This window comes from Corallococcus silvisoli, from assembly GCF_009909145.1.
Lineage (GTDB): Bacteria > Myxococcota > Myxococcia > Myxococcales > Myxococcaceae > Corallococcus > Corallococcus silvisoli.
Genome location: NZ_JAAAPJ010000016.1, coordinates 1 through 13,787 on the forward strand (window position 1 = coordinate 1; position 13,787 = coordinate 13,787).

Below are 13,787 nucleotides of genomic sequence, written 5' to 3' on the forward strand. Positions count from 1 at the left end.
GGGCATCGACATCCACCAGTACACGATCCCCATCCCTGTCCATGTCCACCGGCGCATCCACGGTGGTGGGCCCAAGGGGGGCCTGTGGAACGAAGCCTGGCGCGACTTCAAGGCGTCGAACGATGGCGCCACCCCTCCGGAGATCTTCAAGCACGCGGGGGAGCTCATCTACCGATTCCAGCTTCTGGGCGGTCCCATCGAGAAGTACAACTGACGGCTCTCGCGCGAGGAGCGCCAGCCCGTGACCCGTTTCTTCCAATTGCGCAACGACAAGGAAGCCAGGGCCCGTTTCAGCGGGGACTTCGATGCCGCGCACCCATGGGGGCTGCCAGGACTGAGGGACTGCCCAGGTTGTGGGGCCACCTGGTCCATCTCCGCTCAACACTATCCAGGCGTCGACCTGTCCCATTTCCCTGAACGCGGTCTATTCGAGGAGGCTCGCGCGGAGCCCTTCACGGAGTTCGTCCGCCTGCGTGAGTTGATTCGCCCACTGGCTCCTCTGGATGCAAGGCTTTCACCCGGCACCACCTTCGGTCCGTTGGTGGGCCGCGCCACCGGCCAGTTCGGGCCCTTCACCGGCTTGGAGGACTCGTTGATCCTCGTGCGCCGCGACGCCTTCGACAGCCTCCAGGCCGCCGGAGTGCGTGGGCTGCTGGGATGCAAGACGGAGTTGCGGTTCCGGCAGAAGACGCCCCCGGACATCCTCGAACTCCAGTTGGAACCCCGTGGCTTGCTGCACCCGGATTGCTTCCCGCCCGACCTGGCGCCCCCCTGTGCCACCTGCGGACGACTGGGACTCCGCCTCCCGGAGGACCCCATCCTCGATGGCGCCTCACTGCCCACGGACACGGACCTGTTCCGCCTGGGCAATTACAGCACCGTCCTCATCGGCACCGACCGTTTCAAGGACGCGGTGGAGCAGGGGGGATGGACCGGCATCTCCTTCCGTGAGCTTCCCGTCCACTGAACCTCACCCCTGCGGCGGGAAGGGGGGCGGCTCCACCACCACCTCCATCGGCAGGTGCTGCTTCTCCGCGATCCACTGGATCCACAGCTTGGGACGCGGCGGCGTGTCGGGGTGCTTGGGTCGCTCCAACCGGATGGACAGCCAGTTGCGGTCCCGCAGGTACAGCTCCTTGCCCACCGGCAAGAGCTCCGTCTGGAGGAAGCCCGGCAGGTCCTCCCGCGCATCCTGTGACATCGCGAGCATCCCCCTGAAGGCCAGCCATCCCGGCGGCGGATGCACGATGGGCGAGGACGTCGCCTGTTCGATGAACACCTCCCCCACCGTGCCCAGCGCCGGCACCAGGTGGTCCGGGTTGCGTGAACGCACGCGCGCCCTGGCCCCCACGTGCACGTCTCCCGACAACACCGTCACCGCGCAGTAGGACTTCCTCGCCAGCGAGAACAGGTTCATCAACAACCGCGTGCGCTCGCCGCGGTGCACCGCCGATTCCCACTGGTCCAGCAGGTCGTCCCGCAGGTCCCCGCTCATCCGCTCCATCGCCGGCCCGAAGCGCAGGTGCACCAGCGGCACCGACGACACCACCAGCACGTGCCGCGCCTTCTTCCCGTTCTCCGGCCGCTGACGGTGCTCCTCCCGCCAGGCGTCGAACGCATCCCACTGCGGCCGACTCATCACCGTGAACTCGGTCCGCGGATGCGCGCCCTTCTCGTCGAGCTTCCTGCTGGTCCTGCCGCTTCGCAGGTCCAGCATCACCACGTCCAGGTCGCAGTCCGCCGTGGAGAAACAATACGTCTGGAAATAGTGCCGGGTGCCTCGCGGATCCACGTCCAAGGCCTCGCGCCACATGGGCTTGACCACGCCCAGGTCGTCCGGCTCGCGCGCCATCCCCGGCTGGTCGAGCGTGCCTCTCTGGAAGGCCTCGAACGTCCGCGCCGCCGCGCTGTAGATGGCCCGGTACCAGTGCGACGCCTGAAGGTCCTCCTGTGAACCCCACCCGTCGAAGATGTCGTGGTCGTCCCACATGAAGAGCCCCGGCACCCGCTTCAGCAGCTCCGCGATGCCCTGGTCCCCGCCCCACCGCTCCCGGTAAAGCCATACATACTCCGTGAGCAGCTTCTCGCGGAGGCCCTCCGGGACCTGGGCCTTCAACCGCTCGGAGCGCCGCAGCTTCATGAACCCGTTGAGCAGGTCCATCGTGCCGTGGAGCGAGTCCGCGTAGAGCTGATCCCCCCCTCCCACGAGCAGCTGGAGACCCGGCGTCTTGTCCGGATCCGTCGGCTCCTCCTGGTGTTGCTTCAGCATCCGGTCCCAGAGCGCGAAGGGCTGCTCCAGGTCGCTCCAATCACTCGCACGGCTGGCGCCATTGCAGGAGAAGAACGCGATGTTCGGCGACACGCCCTTGGGGGGCACGACGATGTCCGACACCACCAGCGGCACCGACGGGTCGAGCGGCGGCGGCGAGGGCGGGTCGCCACGAGGGGGCGGACGCTCGAACGTCACCGGCACGCCGGGATGGTCCGGGGACTCGAAGTGATAGGTCAGCCGCTGGGCCGCCTCCGTGCGCGGCAGCACCACCTCCCAACGCCACACCACCCCCCGTGTGTCCTCGGGCAGGGCGGTGAAGTCCGCCGCGGGCCTCGCCTTCTCCTCGCCGTTCAGCGCCTTGACCGGCTGGCCCCTCGCGTCCCTGAAACACAGCGTCAGCGCCGGGGCCCGCGCGGCCGACGGGCTGTCCAGGAACAGGTTGACGAAGAAGCTCCACACATCGTGGGACCTCGGGTCGGGCGTGGCCTGCGCCTTCGCGTAGAGGATGGGTCCGAGCAGCAGCTTCATCACGCCCCCGTTGAACCGTGAGGCCGACCTCCGGCCCGGCGGGAAAGCGTGTCACAGACCTCCGCTCGCGTCGAAGAAGGCGCGAAGCCCGCCCGCTCCCCCCTTGCGCGGCGGCGCGGCGAAGACCCTCTCCCAGCCCCCCGCGGACGCGGGGCGTGCGTGGCTACTTCGCGCCCTTGCGCAGGAAGTCCAGCAGGGCGGCGTGCCACTTCTCCGGCGCCTCGAAGTGCGGGATGTGGCCCACGTCCGGGAGCTCCACCAGGGTCGCGCCCGGGATGGCCGCGGCCGTCTTCTTCCCCAGCGCCGGGTACTGGCCCAGCCTCGGGAGCAGCGCGGGCGGCACGCTGCCCTTGCCCACCACCGTGCGGTCCTCCTGGCCAATGACGACCAGCGTGGGGACCTTCACGAGCGGGAACTCGTGCACCACCGGCTGCTCGTAGATCATCGTCTGCGTGGCGGCGGCCACCCAGGCCATGCGCGGGTACTCGCCGCTGAGCGTCTGGCGGTAGAGGACCTGGACGTATTCGTCGTACTCGGGCTTCCACTTCACGTAGTAGCCGCGCTGGTACTTGCGCAGGCCCTCTTCCGTGGCCTGGAGGTTCTCGCGGTAGAGGTCCTCGGTGGACTTCCACGGGACGCTCTCGCGGTAGTCCTCCAACCCGATGGGGTTCTCCAGCACCAGCCGCGCCGTCGTCTCCGGGTACATCAACGCGAAGCGGGTGGCGAGCATGCCTCCCATGGAGTGCCCGACGACGGTGGCCTGCTTCACGCCCACCGTGTCGAGCACCTGCTTCGTCAGCGACGCCAGCGTGTGGAAGCTGTACGCGATGGCGGGCTTGGACGACTTGCCGAAGCCAAGCTGGTCCGGCACCACGACGCGGTAGCCCGCGCCGGTGAGGACGCGGATCGTGTCCTTCCAGTACGCGCCGAAGAAGTTCTTCCCGTGCAGCAGCACCACGGTGCGCCCGTTGGCGTTGGCCGTGGGCTTCACGTCCATGTACGCCATGCGCAGGTCCTGGCCCTCCAGCGTGACGGGCAGGAACTGCACGGGCGCGGGGTAGGGGTAGCCCTCCATGCCCAGGCCCAGCGCCTCCGGGGCGCGTTTCGTGTCCTGCGCGTTCGCCGCCGGAGCGGACAGGAGCAGGGCGGAGAGCAGCAGCGCGGGGACTCGGACGGACATGGGTCTCCAGGGGGTGGAACGGGTCGCGGAGAACGGAGGTCGCGCCGGGACATTCCCCCGCGCCCCGGTTTTCAGAGGGCCCCGCCCTCACGAAGGGGGATGCCGAACTCCAGGTACGCCTTGAGGCACGCCATCATGTGCATCCACCCGCCACAGTTGTCGTAGGAGGCCTTCAGCCCCTTCGCGTCCTGCGTCCAGCCCGACTCGCTCACCTGCACCAGCGTGGCCCCGCCCTCCAGCGGCTTGAAGACCATCTCCACCCGCGTGGAGCCGCCCGTCGCAGACGGCCACTCGAAGAGGAGCCGCTCGTCGCGGACCACCTGGCGGACGGTGACGTCGAACTCCCCCGGCGCCTCCGCGAACGACCACTTCACCGTCGTGCCCTCCACCAGCGGCCCGCTGGCCTTCTGCACGAAGTAGCCCCCCAGCTTCGCGGGGTTCACCACCGCCTCGAAGACCTCCGCCGCGGGCTTCCGGATCTTCAACTGCACCTGGAACTTCGGCTCCATGCGCCACCTCGTGCCGTGAACTGGTTCCAGCGCGGAATAGGTTATATAAATATAACATGTCAAGGAGCACCCAGGACGACCTCCTCTTCAAGGCGCTGGCGGACTCGCGGCGGCGGGCCATCCTGGACCTGTTGAAGGACGCGCCCCGGACCACCGGGGAGCTGTGCGAACACTTCGAGGCGACCCTGGACCGCTGCACGGTGATGCAGCACCTCGGGGTGCTGGAGAAGGCGGAGCTCGTCGTGTCGCGCAAGGAGGGGCGGACGCGGTGGAACTACCTCAACGCCGCGCCCATCCAGGACATCCACGCGCGGTGGATCTCCTCCTACGCCACGCACGCGGTGAAGCTCTTGTCGAAGCTGAAGCGGGACCTGGAGGGCGACTGAGGGCCGTCAGTGCGCGCTGTCGGAGAAGGGACGCACCTCCGCCTGGGGCGTGGGCCGGTTCTCGAAGCGGTGGGGCTTGAGCAGGCGCGCGGAGAGCACCAGGGTGAGGAAGAGGGCGCTCGCGCCGAGCGTCACGAGGCGCAGGTTCATCCGGTCCGCCAGCGCGCCCTGGAACCAGACGCCCAGCGAATAGCCCGCGCCCAGCACCATGCTGTAGAGGCTGCCCATGCGCGCCTGGAGCTCGCGCGGCACGCGGTTCTGGCAGGACGCGCTGAGGCTGCTCATCAGCACCAGGTAGTTGGCGCCCAGGAAGAAGATGCACACCGCCGCCACCTGGAGCGTGGGCGCCAGCCAGTACACGCCCGACAGCATCGCGATGGACATGGCCGCGTAGCCGCGCAGCCTGCCCTGGCCGACCATCTCCGCGAGCGTGCCCACGCACAGCGCCGCCGTCACCGCGCCCGCGCCCTGGCAGGTCACCAGCAGCGACGTCGCCGCGGCGCCCTGGCCCAGCTCCCGGATGGCGAACACCGGCACCAGCCCGATGAAGGGCGCCACCAGCGCCGCCACGAAGAAGGTGGCCACCAGCACCAGCGAGATGTCCTCGTCGCGGTACGCCACCGTGATGCCTCGCACGATGCCGTCGAGCAGCGGCTCGCGCTTCACCCGGGGGTCCCGCGCCGGAGGCACCACGCGCCACAGCGCCACCAGCACCGCGAAGAAGGACAGCGTGTTCGCGAGCAGCGCCCACGCGGGCCCGCCCGCCTGCAACACCACCGCGGCCAGCGTGGGCCCCAGGATGCGGCCCAGGTTGAACTGCGCCGAGTTGAGGCTGGTGGACAGGTGCAGCTCGTGCGGCGGCACCAGCTCCGCGAGCAGCGCGGAGAAGGCCGGGTAGGTGAGCGTGCTCACGCACCCGCTGAGGAACGAGATGACGCCGATGGCGGACACCGACAGCTGTCCCCGGAACGCCAGCACCGTCAGCACGCCCGCGAGCGCCGCCTGGAGCAGCGCGCCCAGCGCCGCGTACGCGCGCCGGTCGAAGCGATCCGCCAGCGCCCCACCCACCGGCGCCAGGAACACCGCGGGCAGGAACGACAGCGCGACGATGGCGCCCGTCCACTCGGCGCGGCCCGTCGTCTGGGTGACGTACACGCCCATCGCCACCGTCTCCATCCAGGTGCCGATGTTGGAGATGAGCGCGCCCAGCCACACCGCGAAGTAGCCGGGGTATTCGAATGGGCGCAGCGAAGTGAGTCTTGGCAGTCGATGGGCAGGCACGGCGGATCTTCTCTTAGCGCACGCCGCGCGAGCGCGCCTTGCCCGGCGCGGCACGCTTGGGGGCGCAATGATGCGCACGGCAGTCCAGGCAGCAGCCCGGCTTCAACGAGCCACGCATTCCCCGAGGGAGCAGCGTGGAACGGGATGTTTCAGCGGCCCCGGCGTGGAGGGTCCGTGGGTGGGGGTGCGGCGTTGTCGGGAAGGCGCCGCGCTACGGCGCGGAGCTGGAGGCCGTCGCGGGTGACTTGCGCGGGGAGAGGCGGCCATCGTCGGCGATGCGGGCGCCGGTGTCCGGGAAGTCCTCGGCGGTGAGCTTGCGCACCAGCGAGACGACCTTGGCGGCGGGGTCCGGCTGCGTGATGCCTTCGCCCACCTGCCGGGTGGGGAGGATGCGGCCGGTGGAGAAGCGGCCCTGGCTGTCCAGCTCCACCTCCAGGACCATGCCCAGGCCCTGCGGCCCCTGGAGGTTGAAGCGGCCGTAGGTGGCGAAGTTGCCCATGGAGTAGGCGATGAGGCGGCCCTGGTAGAACTCCATCGCGCGCGCGACGTGCGGGCCGTGGCCCAGCACCAGGTGCGCGCCCGCGTCCACCACCGCGTGGGTGAAGGCGCGCAGGTCGCCGCGGTCCTCGCCGAAGAACATCTCCTTGCCGGGCGGGACGTGCAGGGCCTTGCCGCCCTCGGCGCCGCCGTGGAAGGAGACGATGACGATGTCGTGCGTGGCGGCCACCTGCTTCACCAGCGCGGTGGCGGTGGGCAGGTTGTTGAGGTGGTTGCAGCCCGCGGACGTGTGGAAGGCCACGAGTCCAATCTTCAGCCCGTTGCGCTCCAGCGTGGCCACGCTGCCCGGGGGCCCGCTCCACGCGATGCCCAGCGCGTCCAGGGTGGACTCGGTGGCGCGGCGGCACTCCTCGCCGAAGTCACCGGAGTGGTTGTTCGCGGTGGAGACCACGTCCACGCCGGCCTGCTGGAGGTACTGGCCGAACGAGGTGGGCGAACGGAACGCGTAGCAGTTGGAGGCGGAGCGGCACTTGGTGGTGCGGCCGGTGTCGCAGAGCGGGCCCTCGAGGTTGACGAAGGTGAGGTCCGCGTCCTCCAGCAGGGGGCGCACGGCGGCGATGACGCTGCCGCCGCCTTCCGGGGGCAGGTAGCCCTCCGGCACGGTGGTGCCGAGCATCAGGTCGCCAGTGGCGCGGATGCGCAGCTTCGCGCCCGGGGGCGGGGGAGGGCGGGGCGGGCCGTTCAACGGCTGCGCGAGCCGGGCCTGGAGCGCGGCCTGGTTGCGGGCCTGGGTGAGCGCGCCTTCCAGGTCGGGCTGGTGGGGGTTGAGCGCGCGCACCTGGGTCCATTGCGCGAGGGAGTCCGCCCAGCGGCCCTCGACGGAGTAGGCCCAGCCCAGCTCCCAGCGGCAGTCGGCGCGGGACGGCGCGGCCTGCACGCACGCGGACAGCTCCGCGATGGCGGTGCGTGAGTCCTTCGACTGAAGGGCCTCCACGCCGCGCGCGAAGTGCGCGTCGGGATCGCCCACGGTGGCGAGACCGGACGCGGTGCCGGACTTGCCGTGCAGGGCCACGGCGGCGGCGCGCAGGGCCGCGACACTGGCCTCCACGGCGATGCGGCCCGCCTCGGAGAGGGTGTCACCGCCTGTCGCGGGCGCGGCGGACTGGGCCGTGGAGGCTCCCACACCCGTTGCCGGCGCGCTCACGGACGCGGGAGCAGCGACGGGCGCGAGGCCAGCGGGCATCCGCAGCGACACAGGAGTCGCGGACACCGCGGACGCCGCGCCGTTCGCGAAGGTCACCCCGGCGGAAGCGGCCCGGGGCGCGACATCGGCGCTCCGGTTCATCGCGACGGCGCGGACCGAGGCGAGGCCCGCGCTCCGGTTCATCGCGACGGCCCGGACGGAGGCGAGGCCCGCGCTCGTGAGCCGCGCGGTTCCCGTCCCTTCGGTGAGCGGCCCCCTCGCCACGGCCATCACCGACGCGGCGCCCACGGCATCCAGCGGATTCGCTCCGGCGTTCCGGATGACGGAGCGCACAGAGGTCGTGCCGGCTTCGGTGAGGAGCGCGGTGCTGGGGCGCTCGGCTGTGGAGAAGTTGGGGACGGACGCGGCGGGCGCGGTGAGCGCCAGCATCAGCAGGACGGACGGGGACATGGCCGGCGCATCTTACGGGAAGGCGCGGGGGCAGGGGCGCCACCCCAGGGCCCGGCTCGACAGCAGCCGGGCAGGCGACACCCTCACACCCCTTCCGGCTGCCCCGAACCCGGGACGGCCTACCCGAGCGCGTCCAGCAGCGCCGAGCGCCGGCGCTGACGCGGCAGCAGCCGGAAGTGCCTCAGCTCCCTGCGCTTCACCCGCCGCTCCAGCGCGCCGTACAGCGACAGCCGCCCCGGGCCGCGCATCAACGTCCCCAGGGCAATCGCGATGAGCGCCGCGTTGAACTCGTAGCCGCCCTTGGTGATGTCGAAGCCGTTCTTGCCGTGCACCTTCGCGATGGCCACCGCCTGCGTCACGATGACGGAGAGCGCGGTGAACCGCGTCGCGATGCCCAGGATGGAGCTCACCCCGGCCACCAGCTCCGTGATGCCCGTGGCCAGCACCCACGGCCGCCCTGGCTTGAACCCCAGCTGCTCGAACATGCCCGAGTGCTGCTCGGTGCCCCCCTTCTTCAGCTTGGCCACGCCGTGCTGGATCATCGTCGCGCCCAGCGACAGGCGGGCAGGCAGGAGCGCGGCGGACTTCAGCATCGACGGTCGTTCGTCCAGCATCATCACGTTCATGGGAGCTCTCCTCGTCGGGACGCGGGCGTCCGGTGGATGAAGTGCCCCTTACGTTGTGATGCGTCCGCCCCTCCGGCCTCGACGCTCGCAAGGCACGTCGCTCGGCGGACGGGCGCTCAACCCCCGCCCCGCTCCGCCAGTGGCACGTCCATCAGCGCCGCCACCTCCGCGCTGTAGCCCCCCGGTCCCTCCCCATGCACGATGAGCGGCGGCCGCACCGACAGCCCCCGGTCCTGGTCCCGCAGCGCCTGCACCAGGAAGCGCGTCGCCGGGGCCTCCACCCGCGCGTGCACCGACCGCAACACCCGGGGGAACAGCCTCGCCCGCTCGAGCAGGCCCAGCACCTCCGCCAGCCGCGCCGCCGGATACACCAGGCTCACGCCCCCACCCGGCCGCAGCGCATGCCGCGCCGCCGCGACCACCGAGGCCGCGTCGCACGCCACCTCCGACTTGGACACGGCCCGCTCCAGGTCCGGGCTCACCACGCCCGCTTCGGCCCGGCGGAACGGCGGGTTGGACACCACCTGTCCATGGGCGCCGGAGGCGAACAGCGACCGCGCCTCCCGCAGGTCCCCGAGCACCGGCCGCACCCGGCCCTCGCACCCGTTGAGCGCCACCGCGCGCGTCAGCCGCGCGTGCACCGCGGGCTGCAACTCCAACGCGTCCACCGGCCCGGCGACGCCGAACTGCTTCACCAGCAGCAGCGACACCACGCCACTGCCCGCGCCCAGCTCCAGCACCGGGCCGGGCAGGTCCCGGCCTTCGGTGGCCGCGAAGTGCGCCAGCAGCACCGCGTCCAGCGTGAAGCGGTAGCCCGTCCGGCGCTGGAACACGCGCACGTCCGCGGTGCCAATGGAGTCCAGCGTCTCGCCGTCGTCGGGCCCCTCGGAAGCGGTCACGTCAGCGCGCGCCGTGCATCCGTTCGGCCACATCCAGCACGCGCCCCTCGCAGGAGACGCCGTCCAGGTGGCTGGCCTCCACCAGGCCGGTGGGGCTGGTGACGTTCACCTCGGTGAGGTAGTCGCCCAGCACGTCGATGCCCACCAGCGTCAGCCCCTTCTCCTGGAGCGCGGGCTTGAGGCGCTGGCAGATGTGCAGGTCGCGCGCGGTGATGTCCGCCTTCATCGGCTTGCCCCCCGCGGCCATGTTGCCCCGGTGGTCCGCGTCCGACGGCACGCGCAACACCGCGCCCACCGGCTCTCCGTCCACCAGGATGATGCGCTTGTCCCCCAGGCGGCTCTCCGGCACGTAGGCCTGCGCGAGGATGGGCTCCTTCCCGCCCTGCGTCAGCAGCTCCACCATGGAGCGCGCGTTGCGGTCCCCTGGCGCGAGGAACAGGATGCCCTTGCCCCCGAACCCGTCGATGGGCTTGAGGATGGTGCCCTTCTCGTTCCCGGCGGCGAACTCCAGCACCACCGACAGCTCGCGCGTCACGCGCGTCTCCGGCATCAGGTCCGGGAAGTTCAGCGTGAAGAGCTTCTCGTTCGCGTCGCGGATGCCGGACGGGTTGTTGATGAACACCGGCGCCCGGTCCGGACACAGCTCCACCAGCTGGGTGGCGTGCAGATAGTCCGCGTCCACCGGCGGGTCCTTGCGCAGGAACAGCACGTCCAGCTTCGACAGGGGCCGCACCTCCTCCGAGAGCACGTCGAAGTGCCGGCCCGGCTCGCGCCGCACCCGGACCCGGCGCATGCGCGCCTCCGCGCTCCGGCCGTTGAAGCGCAGCCAGCCCTGCTCGAAGTAGTAGACGTCGTGACCGCGCCGCTGGGCTTCCAGCATCAGCGAGAACGTCGTGTCGTGGTCCACCCGCACGCTCTCGAGCGGGTCCATCAGGAAGCCAAGGGAGAACGCCATGAGGGTCGCGGGCTCAGGGGGGAGAAGGGTGGGGGCGGGAGGATAACGGACACCCTCCGCCCGTGCCGCTCCTTCCCTTCTCCATCCGTCCATGCCGGAACGAAGCCCGCGCCCGACGGGGGAGGGGAGCCGCCCCCTCAGCGGCCAGGCAGCTCCCGGAGCTTGAGGTTGAGGCGCACGGGCTTGCCCGTCTCCACCGGCACCGCGAGCAGGCGGCGCTTGCCGTCCTCGCCCACCAGGACCAGCTCCGCCTGTCCCACCGGCAGCGCGCGCTTCACCAGCGGCGTGTGGCCCAGTGACTTGTTGTTGAGGAAGACCTCCGCGCGCTCATCCAGGAAGAGCGTCACCTCGCCGCGGGCCCGCTTGCCCCGCGTCGGCCGGGGCTCCTCGCGGTCGGAGTCCGGGTCGTGGTCCTTCGCGCTCCGGTCCTTCGCGCCCCGGTCCTTGTCCTTGTCCTTGTCCTTGTCCTTGTCCGGCTCCGCGCCGGCCGTGCCCGCCTCGGACACCGGCTCTCCGGGCGGGCGGATGGGGATGGCGACCATGGCACTGGGGTTCACCGGGAGGGGCGCCTCCTCGGCTTCGATCAACTGGACGAGCCGGAACGCCCCATAGGCGACGCCCAGCAGCAGCGACAGCGACAGCAGGGCCCACACGACGCCCAGCTTCGAGCGCTTCACCGGGGGCGCGGTGTCCTCGCTGGTGGGGTCTTCCGCGCGCAGCCGGGCGATCTCCGCCTTCTTGCGCGCCTCCACGACGCTCAGCGCGGTCGCCTTGCGCTCCGGCAGGTAGGGGCCGTCATCCTTCTGGAGGGCCCGCTTCGCCGACGCCAGCACCTGGCTGCTCGTCGTCACGTCCGCGCTCTCCAGCAGCGAGCGCGTGGCGGCCATGCGCTCCGCGAACAGGCCCTTCATCAGGGCCGCGCGCTGCTCGGCGTCCATCAGCTTGCCGCCCGCCGCCTTCTCGATGGCGCGCGCCATGTCCCGGCCGGACGCGTAGCGGCGGTCCACGTTGCGCTCCAGCGCGCGCATCACCACGCGGGAGATGTCCTCGGACACGTGCGGCAGCAGCACCGACGGCCACGGGATGGAGTCCTCGAGGATCTTCACCATCTCGTCGCGCTCGGTCTTCCCGGCGAACAGCCGCTCGCCGGTGATGAGCTCGTGCATCACCACGCCCACGGAGAACAGGTCGCTCCTGCCATCCAGCGGATCGCCGCGCACCTGCTCCGGGGACATGTACCCGGTGGTGCCCTTCACCGTGCCGACGCTGGTGCGCTCCAGGCTGTTCTTCGCCTTGGCGATGCCGAAGTCGAGCAGCTTCACGGTGCCGTCGTACGTCACCATGATGTTCTTCTGCGCCACGTCGCGGTGGATGACGGGGCTGGCCTCGCCGCCGGGGGACGTGAAGGTGTGCGCGTAGTGCAGCGCCAGGCAGACGTCGCGCGCCACCGACAGCGTGAACGCCAGGGGCACCGGCTGGCGCTTCTTCAGGCACGCGCTGGTCACCTGGTTGAGGTTCTGCCCGCCGATGAACTCCATGGCCAGGTAGAGCCCGTCGTCCTCCTCCCCCAGGTCGAACACCTGCGCGATGTTCGGGTGGTTGAAGGCCGCGGTGATGCGCGCTTCGTCCAGGAACATGCGGACGAACTGATCATTGGAGCGCGCGTCCGGGAGGATGCGCTTGATGACCACGTACTTGCGAAAGCCGCCCGGGCCCGACGTGTAGCCCAGGAACAGCTCCGCCATGCCGCCCACGGTCAGCTGCGTGAGCACCTCGTACTTCCCGATGCGCTCGCCCCGATGGAAGTCGATGAGCTCATCCTCCAGCGCCCCCTGGTGGCGCCCGCGTCGTGAGAAAGCCGGAGCGGACCATAACAGGGCTGTTGCAACGGGGGACCTTCATCCCGGTCCCGGCCCGCGAGGGGTGGGCTCGCATGCCCCCCAGGTCCCTGTGGATCACCTGTGGATGGCTGGGAGCGGCCTGTGGAAAACCGGTGGCACGGAAGCGACGCTGTGGATGCCCGGGGGAAACCGGCAACTTGCCCACATGTAGCAGATCGCCGATTCCTTCATGAATCCGCGCGCTTGCTGACTTGTCCCCAACTCCGCGCCGCCTACTGCTTCCACCAGTTGATCAATACTCCAAATAGACTGGTGAAGAAGATGGGTCCGGCGCACAGGTGGGAAACGCCGGCCCTGCTACAGGAGCGTCGCGCGCAACCGGTCCAGCAGCCCGGGCAGGTCTTCCAGCAGCCGCCGGTCCAGGTCCTCCAGCGCGGCGCGGAACATGACCAGGTCCTCCGGCTCCCGCTCCGCGGACACCATGCGGTGCAGGCCGCGCAGGCGCTGGTTGCGCTGGACCAGGCGGGCCAGGGTGTCCTCCAGCTCCTCGGCCAGGGCGGCGTCCAGGCGCAGTTCCTGCCCCACCAGCTCCCGGAGCTGCTCGACGCGGTAGGTGAGCTCCCAGCTCTCCTCGTAGCCCGCGCGCCGGGGCAGCATCTGCCCGAACGTCCACCGCTCGCTCACGCGCCCTCTAGTGCGGCCGGGGCCGGGTGAGGCCCGTCAGGGACAGCCGGGTGCGCGTCGGGTCCAGCTCCACGTGCATCCGGCAGTCCGCCACGTCCAGGCGCAGGGTGTAGGGAGGGCAGGGCGTCCGGCCCGGGTGCTCCTGGCAGGCGCGGGCGCCCAGGCGGAACAGCTCCGCCAGCACCGCGCGCCGCACGCCCTCCGGCAGCCCGTCCACGGTGGACTGCACGCCCCGGGCGATGAGCACCGTGAACGCCTGCAATCCCGGAGAAACTCTGGAGGGGCCGGCCAGGGTCATGTCCGCGCCTTTTGCCAGAACCGTACCTTGCAACAGGCCTGTGTTTCCGGGCGGTTGGAGGAACCCAAAGCCCTTGGGGCTGAAAAAAACTCCGGCCCGGAAGTGCCCAATCCGGAAACCCCGGGGGGTGGGGTGCCGTGGGTCGGAGGAGTGAAGAGGGGTGGTATAGGCGGAAG

The 13,787-nt window shown here is 70.7% G+C and carries 14 protein-coding genes; 3 read left to right on the forward strand and 11 right to left on the reverse strand.

What is annotated here, in order from left to right; genetic code table 11:
- Both sitA6 and sitI6 read left to right on the forward strand, forming a co-directional pair.
- Positions 1-214: SitA6 family polymorphic toxin lipoprotein (gene sitA6, locus GTY96_RS28175; RefSeq protein WP_161666343.1), on the forward strand; the 214-nt coding region annotated here is incomplete at its 5' end.
- A gap of 27 nt (positions 215-241) precedes the next feature.
- Positions 242-967 carry a SitI6 family double-CXXCG motif immunity protein gene (gene sitI6, locus GTY96_RS28180; RefSeq protein ID WP_161666344.1) on the forward strand — a complete coding sequence of 242 codons (726 nt, stop codon included), beginning with the start codon at positions 242-244 and terminating at the stop codon, positions 965-967.
- Positions 968-970: 3 nt separating this feature from the next.
- On the opposite strand, the gene GTY96_RS28185 is transcribed toward sitI6, so the two are convergent.
- From GTY96_RS28185 to GTY96_RS28195, 3 genes are all read right to left on the reverse strand, one after another.
- A complete protein-coding gene (locus tag GTY96_RS28185; RefSeq protein ID WP_161666345.1) occupies positions 971-2,800 on the reverse strand; it encodes an alkaline phosphatase D family protein in 1,830 nt (609 codons plus the stop codon).
- Positions 2,801-2,963: 163 nt separating this feature from the next.
- Positions 2,964-3,980: an alpha/beta fold hydrolase gene (locus GTY96_RS28190; RefSeq protein WP_161666346.1), complete on the reverse strand. Its 1,017-nt coding sequence runs from the start codon at positions 3,978-3,980 to the stop codon at positions 2,964-2,966.
- Positions 3,981-4,051: 71 nt separating this feature from the next.
- A complete protein-coding gene (locus tag GTY96_RS28195) occupies positions 4,052-4,489 on the reverse strand; it encodes an SRPBCC domain-containing protein (protein WP_161666347.1) in 438 nt (145 codons plus the stop codon).
- A gap of 56 nt (positions 4,490-4,545) precedes the next feature.
- On the opposite strand from GTY96_RS28195, the gene GTY96_RS28200 reads away from it, so the two are divergent.
- Positions 4,546-4,875 carry an ArsR/SmtB family transcription factor gene (locus GTY96_RS28200; protein WP_161666348.1) on the forward strand — a complete coding sequence of 110 codons (330 nt, stop codon included), beginning with the start codon at positions 4,546-4,548 and terminating at the stop codon, positions 4,873-4,875.
- A gap of 6 nt (positions 4,876-4,881) precedes the next feature.
- Here the strand turns inward: GTY96_RS28200 and GTY96_RS28205 are convergent, their stop codons facing one another.
- From GTY96_RS28205 to GTY96_RS28240, 8 genes are all read right to left on the reverse strand, one after another.
- Positions 4,882-6,156, reverse strand: coding sequence for an MFS transporter (locus GTY96_RS28205; RefSeq protein ID WP_143907501.1), 1,275 nt, complete (start codon positions 6,154-6,156; stop codon positions 4,882-4,884).
- Between the two features lie 211 nt (positions 6,157-6,367).
- Positions 6,368-7,897, reverse strand: coding sequence for a CapA family protein (locus GTY96_RS28210; RefSeq protein ID WP_407926986.1), 1,530 nt, complete (start codon positions 7,895-7,897; stop codon positions 6,368-6,370).
- Positions 7,898-8,427: 530 nt separating this feature from the next.
- Positions 8,428-8,934 carry a DoxX family protein gene (locus tag GTY96_RS28215; protein ID WP_143907498.1) on the reverse strand — a complete coding sequence of 169 codons (507 nt, stop codon included), beginning with the start codon at positions 8,932-8,934 and terminating at the stop codon, positions 8,428-8,430.
- Positions 8,935-9,050: 116 nt separating this feature from the next.
- Entirely contained in the window at positions 9,051-9,833 is a 783-nt protein-coding gene (locus GTY96_RS28220; RefSeq protein ID WP_328701030.1) for a tRNA1(Val) (adenine(37)-N6)-methyltransferase, read from the reverse strand.
- A gap of 1 nt (position 9,834) precedes the next feature.
- Positions 9,835-10,788, reverse strand: coding sequence for a glutathione synthase (gene gshB / locus GTY96_RS28225; protein ID WP_143907494.1), 954 nt, complete (start codon positions 10,786-10,788; stop codon positions 9,835-9,837).
- A gap of 137 nt (positions 10,789-10,925) precedes the next feature.
- Positions 10,926-12,560: a serine/threonine protein kinase gene (locus tag GTY96_RS28230; protein ID WP_161666351.1), complete on the reverse strand. Its 1,635-nt coding sequence runs from the start codon at positions 12,558-12,560 to the stop codon at positions 10,926-10,928.
- A gap of 426 nt (positions 12,561-12,986) precedes the next feature.
- Positions 12,987-13,313, reverse strand: a complete 327-nt coding sequence (locus GTY96_RS28235; protein ID WP_255442862.1) for a hypothetical protein — start codon at positions 13,311-13,313, stop codon at positions 12,987-12,989.
- Positions 13,314-13,320: 7 nt separating this feature from the next.
- Positions 13,321-13,611, reverse strand: a complete 291-nt coding sequence (locus tag GTY96_RS28240) for a hypothetical protein (RefSeq protein ID WP_143907490.1) — start codon at positions 13,609-13,611, stop codon at positions 13,321-13,323.
- Positions 13,612-13,787: the final 176 nt, after the last annotated feature.

What these genes read in the sequence shown, in the direction of transcription:
- gshB (WP_143907494.1), bottom strand. Translation starts at nt 10,788, where the DNA reads ATGGCGTTCTCCCTTGGCTTCCTGATGGACCCGCTCGAGAGCGTGCGG.
- GTY96_RS28190 (WP_161666346.1), bottom strand. Translation starts at nt 3,980, where the DNA reads ATGTCCGTCCGAGTCCCCGCGCTGCTGCTCTCCGCCCTGCTCCTGTCC.
- GTY96_RS28195 (WP_161666347.1), bottom strand. Translation starts at nt 4,489, where the DNA reads ATGGAGCCGAAGTTCCAGGTGCAGTTGAAGATCCGGAAGCCCGCGGCG.
- GTY96_RS28240 (WP_143907490.1), bottom strand. Translation starts at nt 13,611, where the DNA reads ATGACCCTGGCCGGCCCCTCCAGAGTTTCTCCGGGATTGCAGGCGTTC.
- GTY96_RS28210 (WP_407926986.1), bottom strand. Translation starts at nt 7,897, where the DNA reads ATGCCCGCTGGCCTCGCGCCCGTCGCTGCTCCCGCGTCCGTGAGCGCG.
- GTY96_RS28185 (WP_161666345.1), bottom strand. Translation starts at nt 2,800, where the DNA reads ATGAAGCTGCTGCTCGGACCCATCCTCTACGCGAAGGCGCAGGCCACG.
- GTY96_RS28200 (WP_161666348.1), top strand. Translation starts at nt 4,546, where the DNA reads ATGTCAAGGAGCACCCAGGACGACCTCCTCTTCAAGGCGCTGGCGGAC.
- GTY96_RS28215 (WP_143907498.1), bottom strand. Translation starts at nt 8,934, where the DNA reads ATGAACGTGATGATGCTGGACGAACGACCGTCGATGCTGAAGTCCGCC.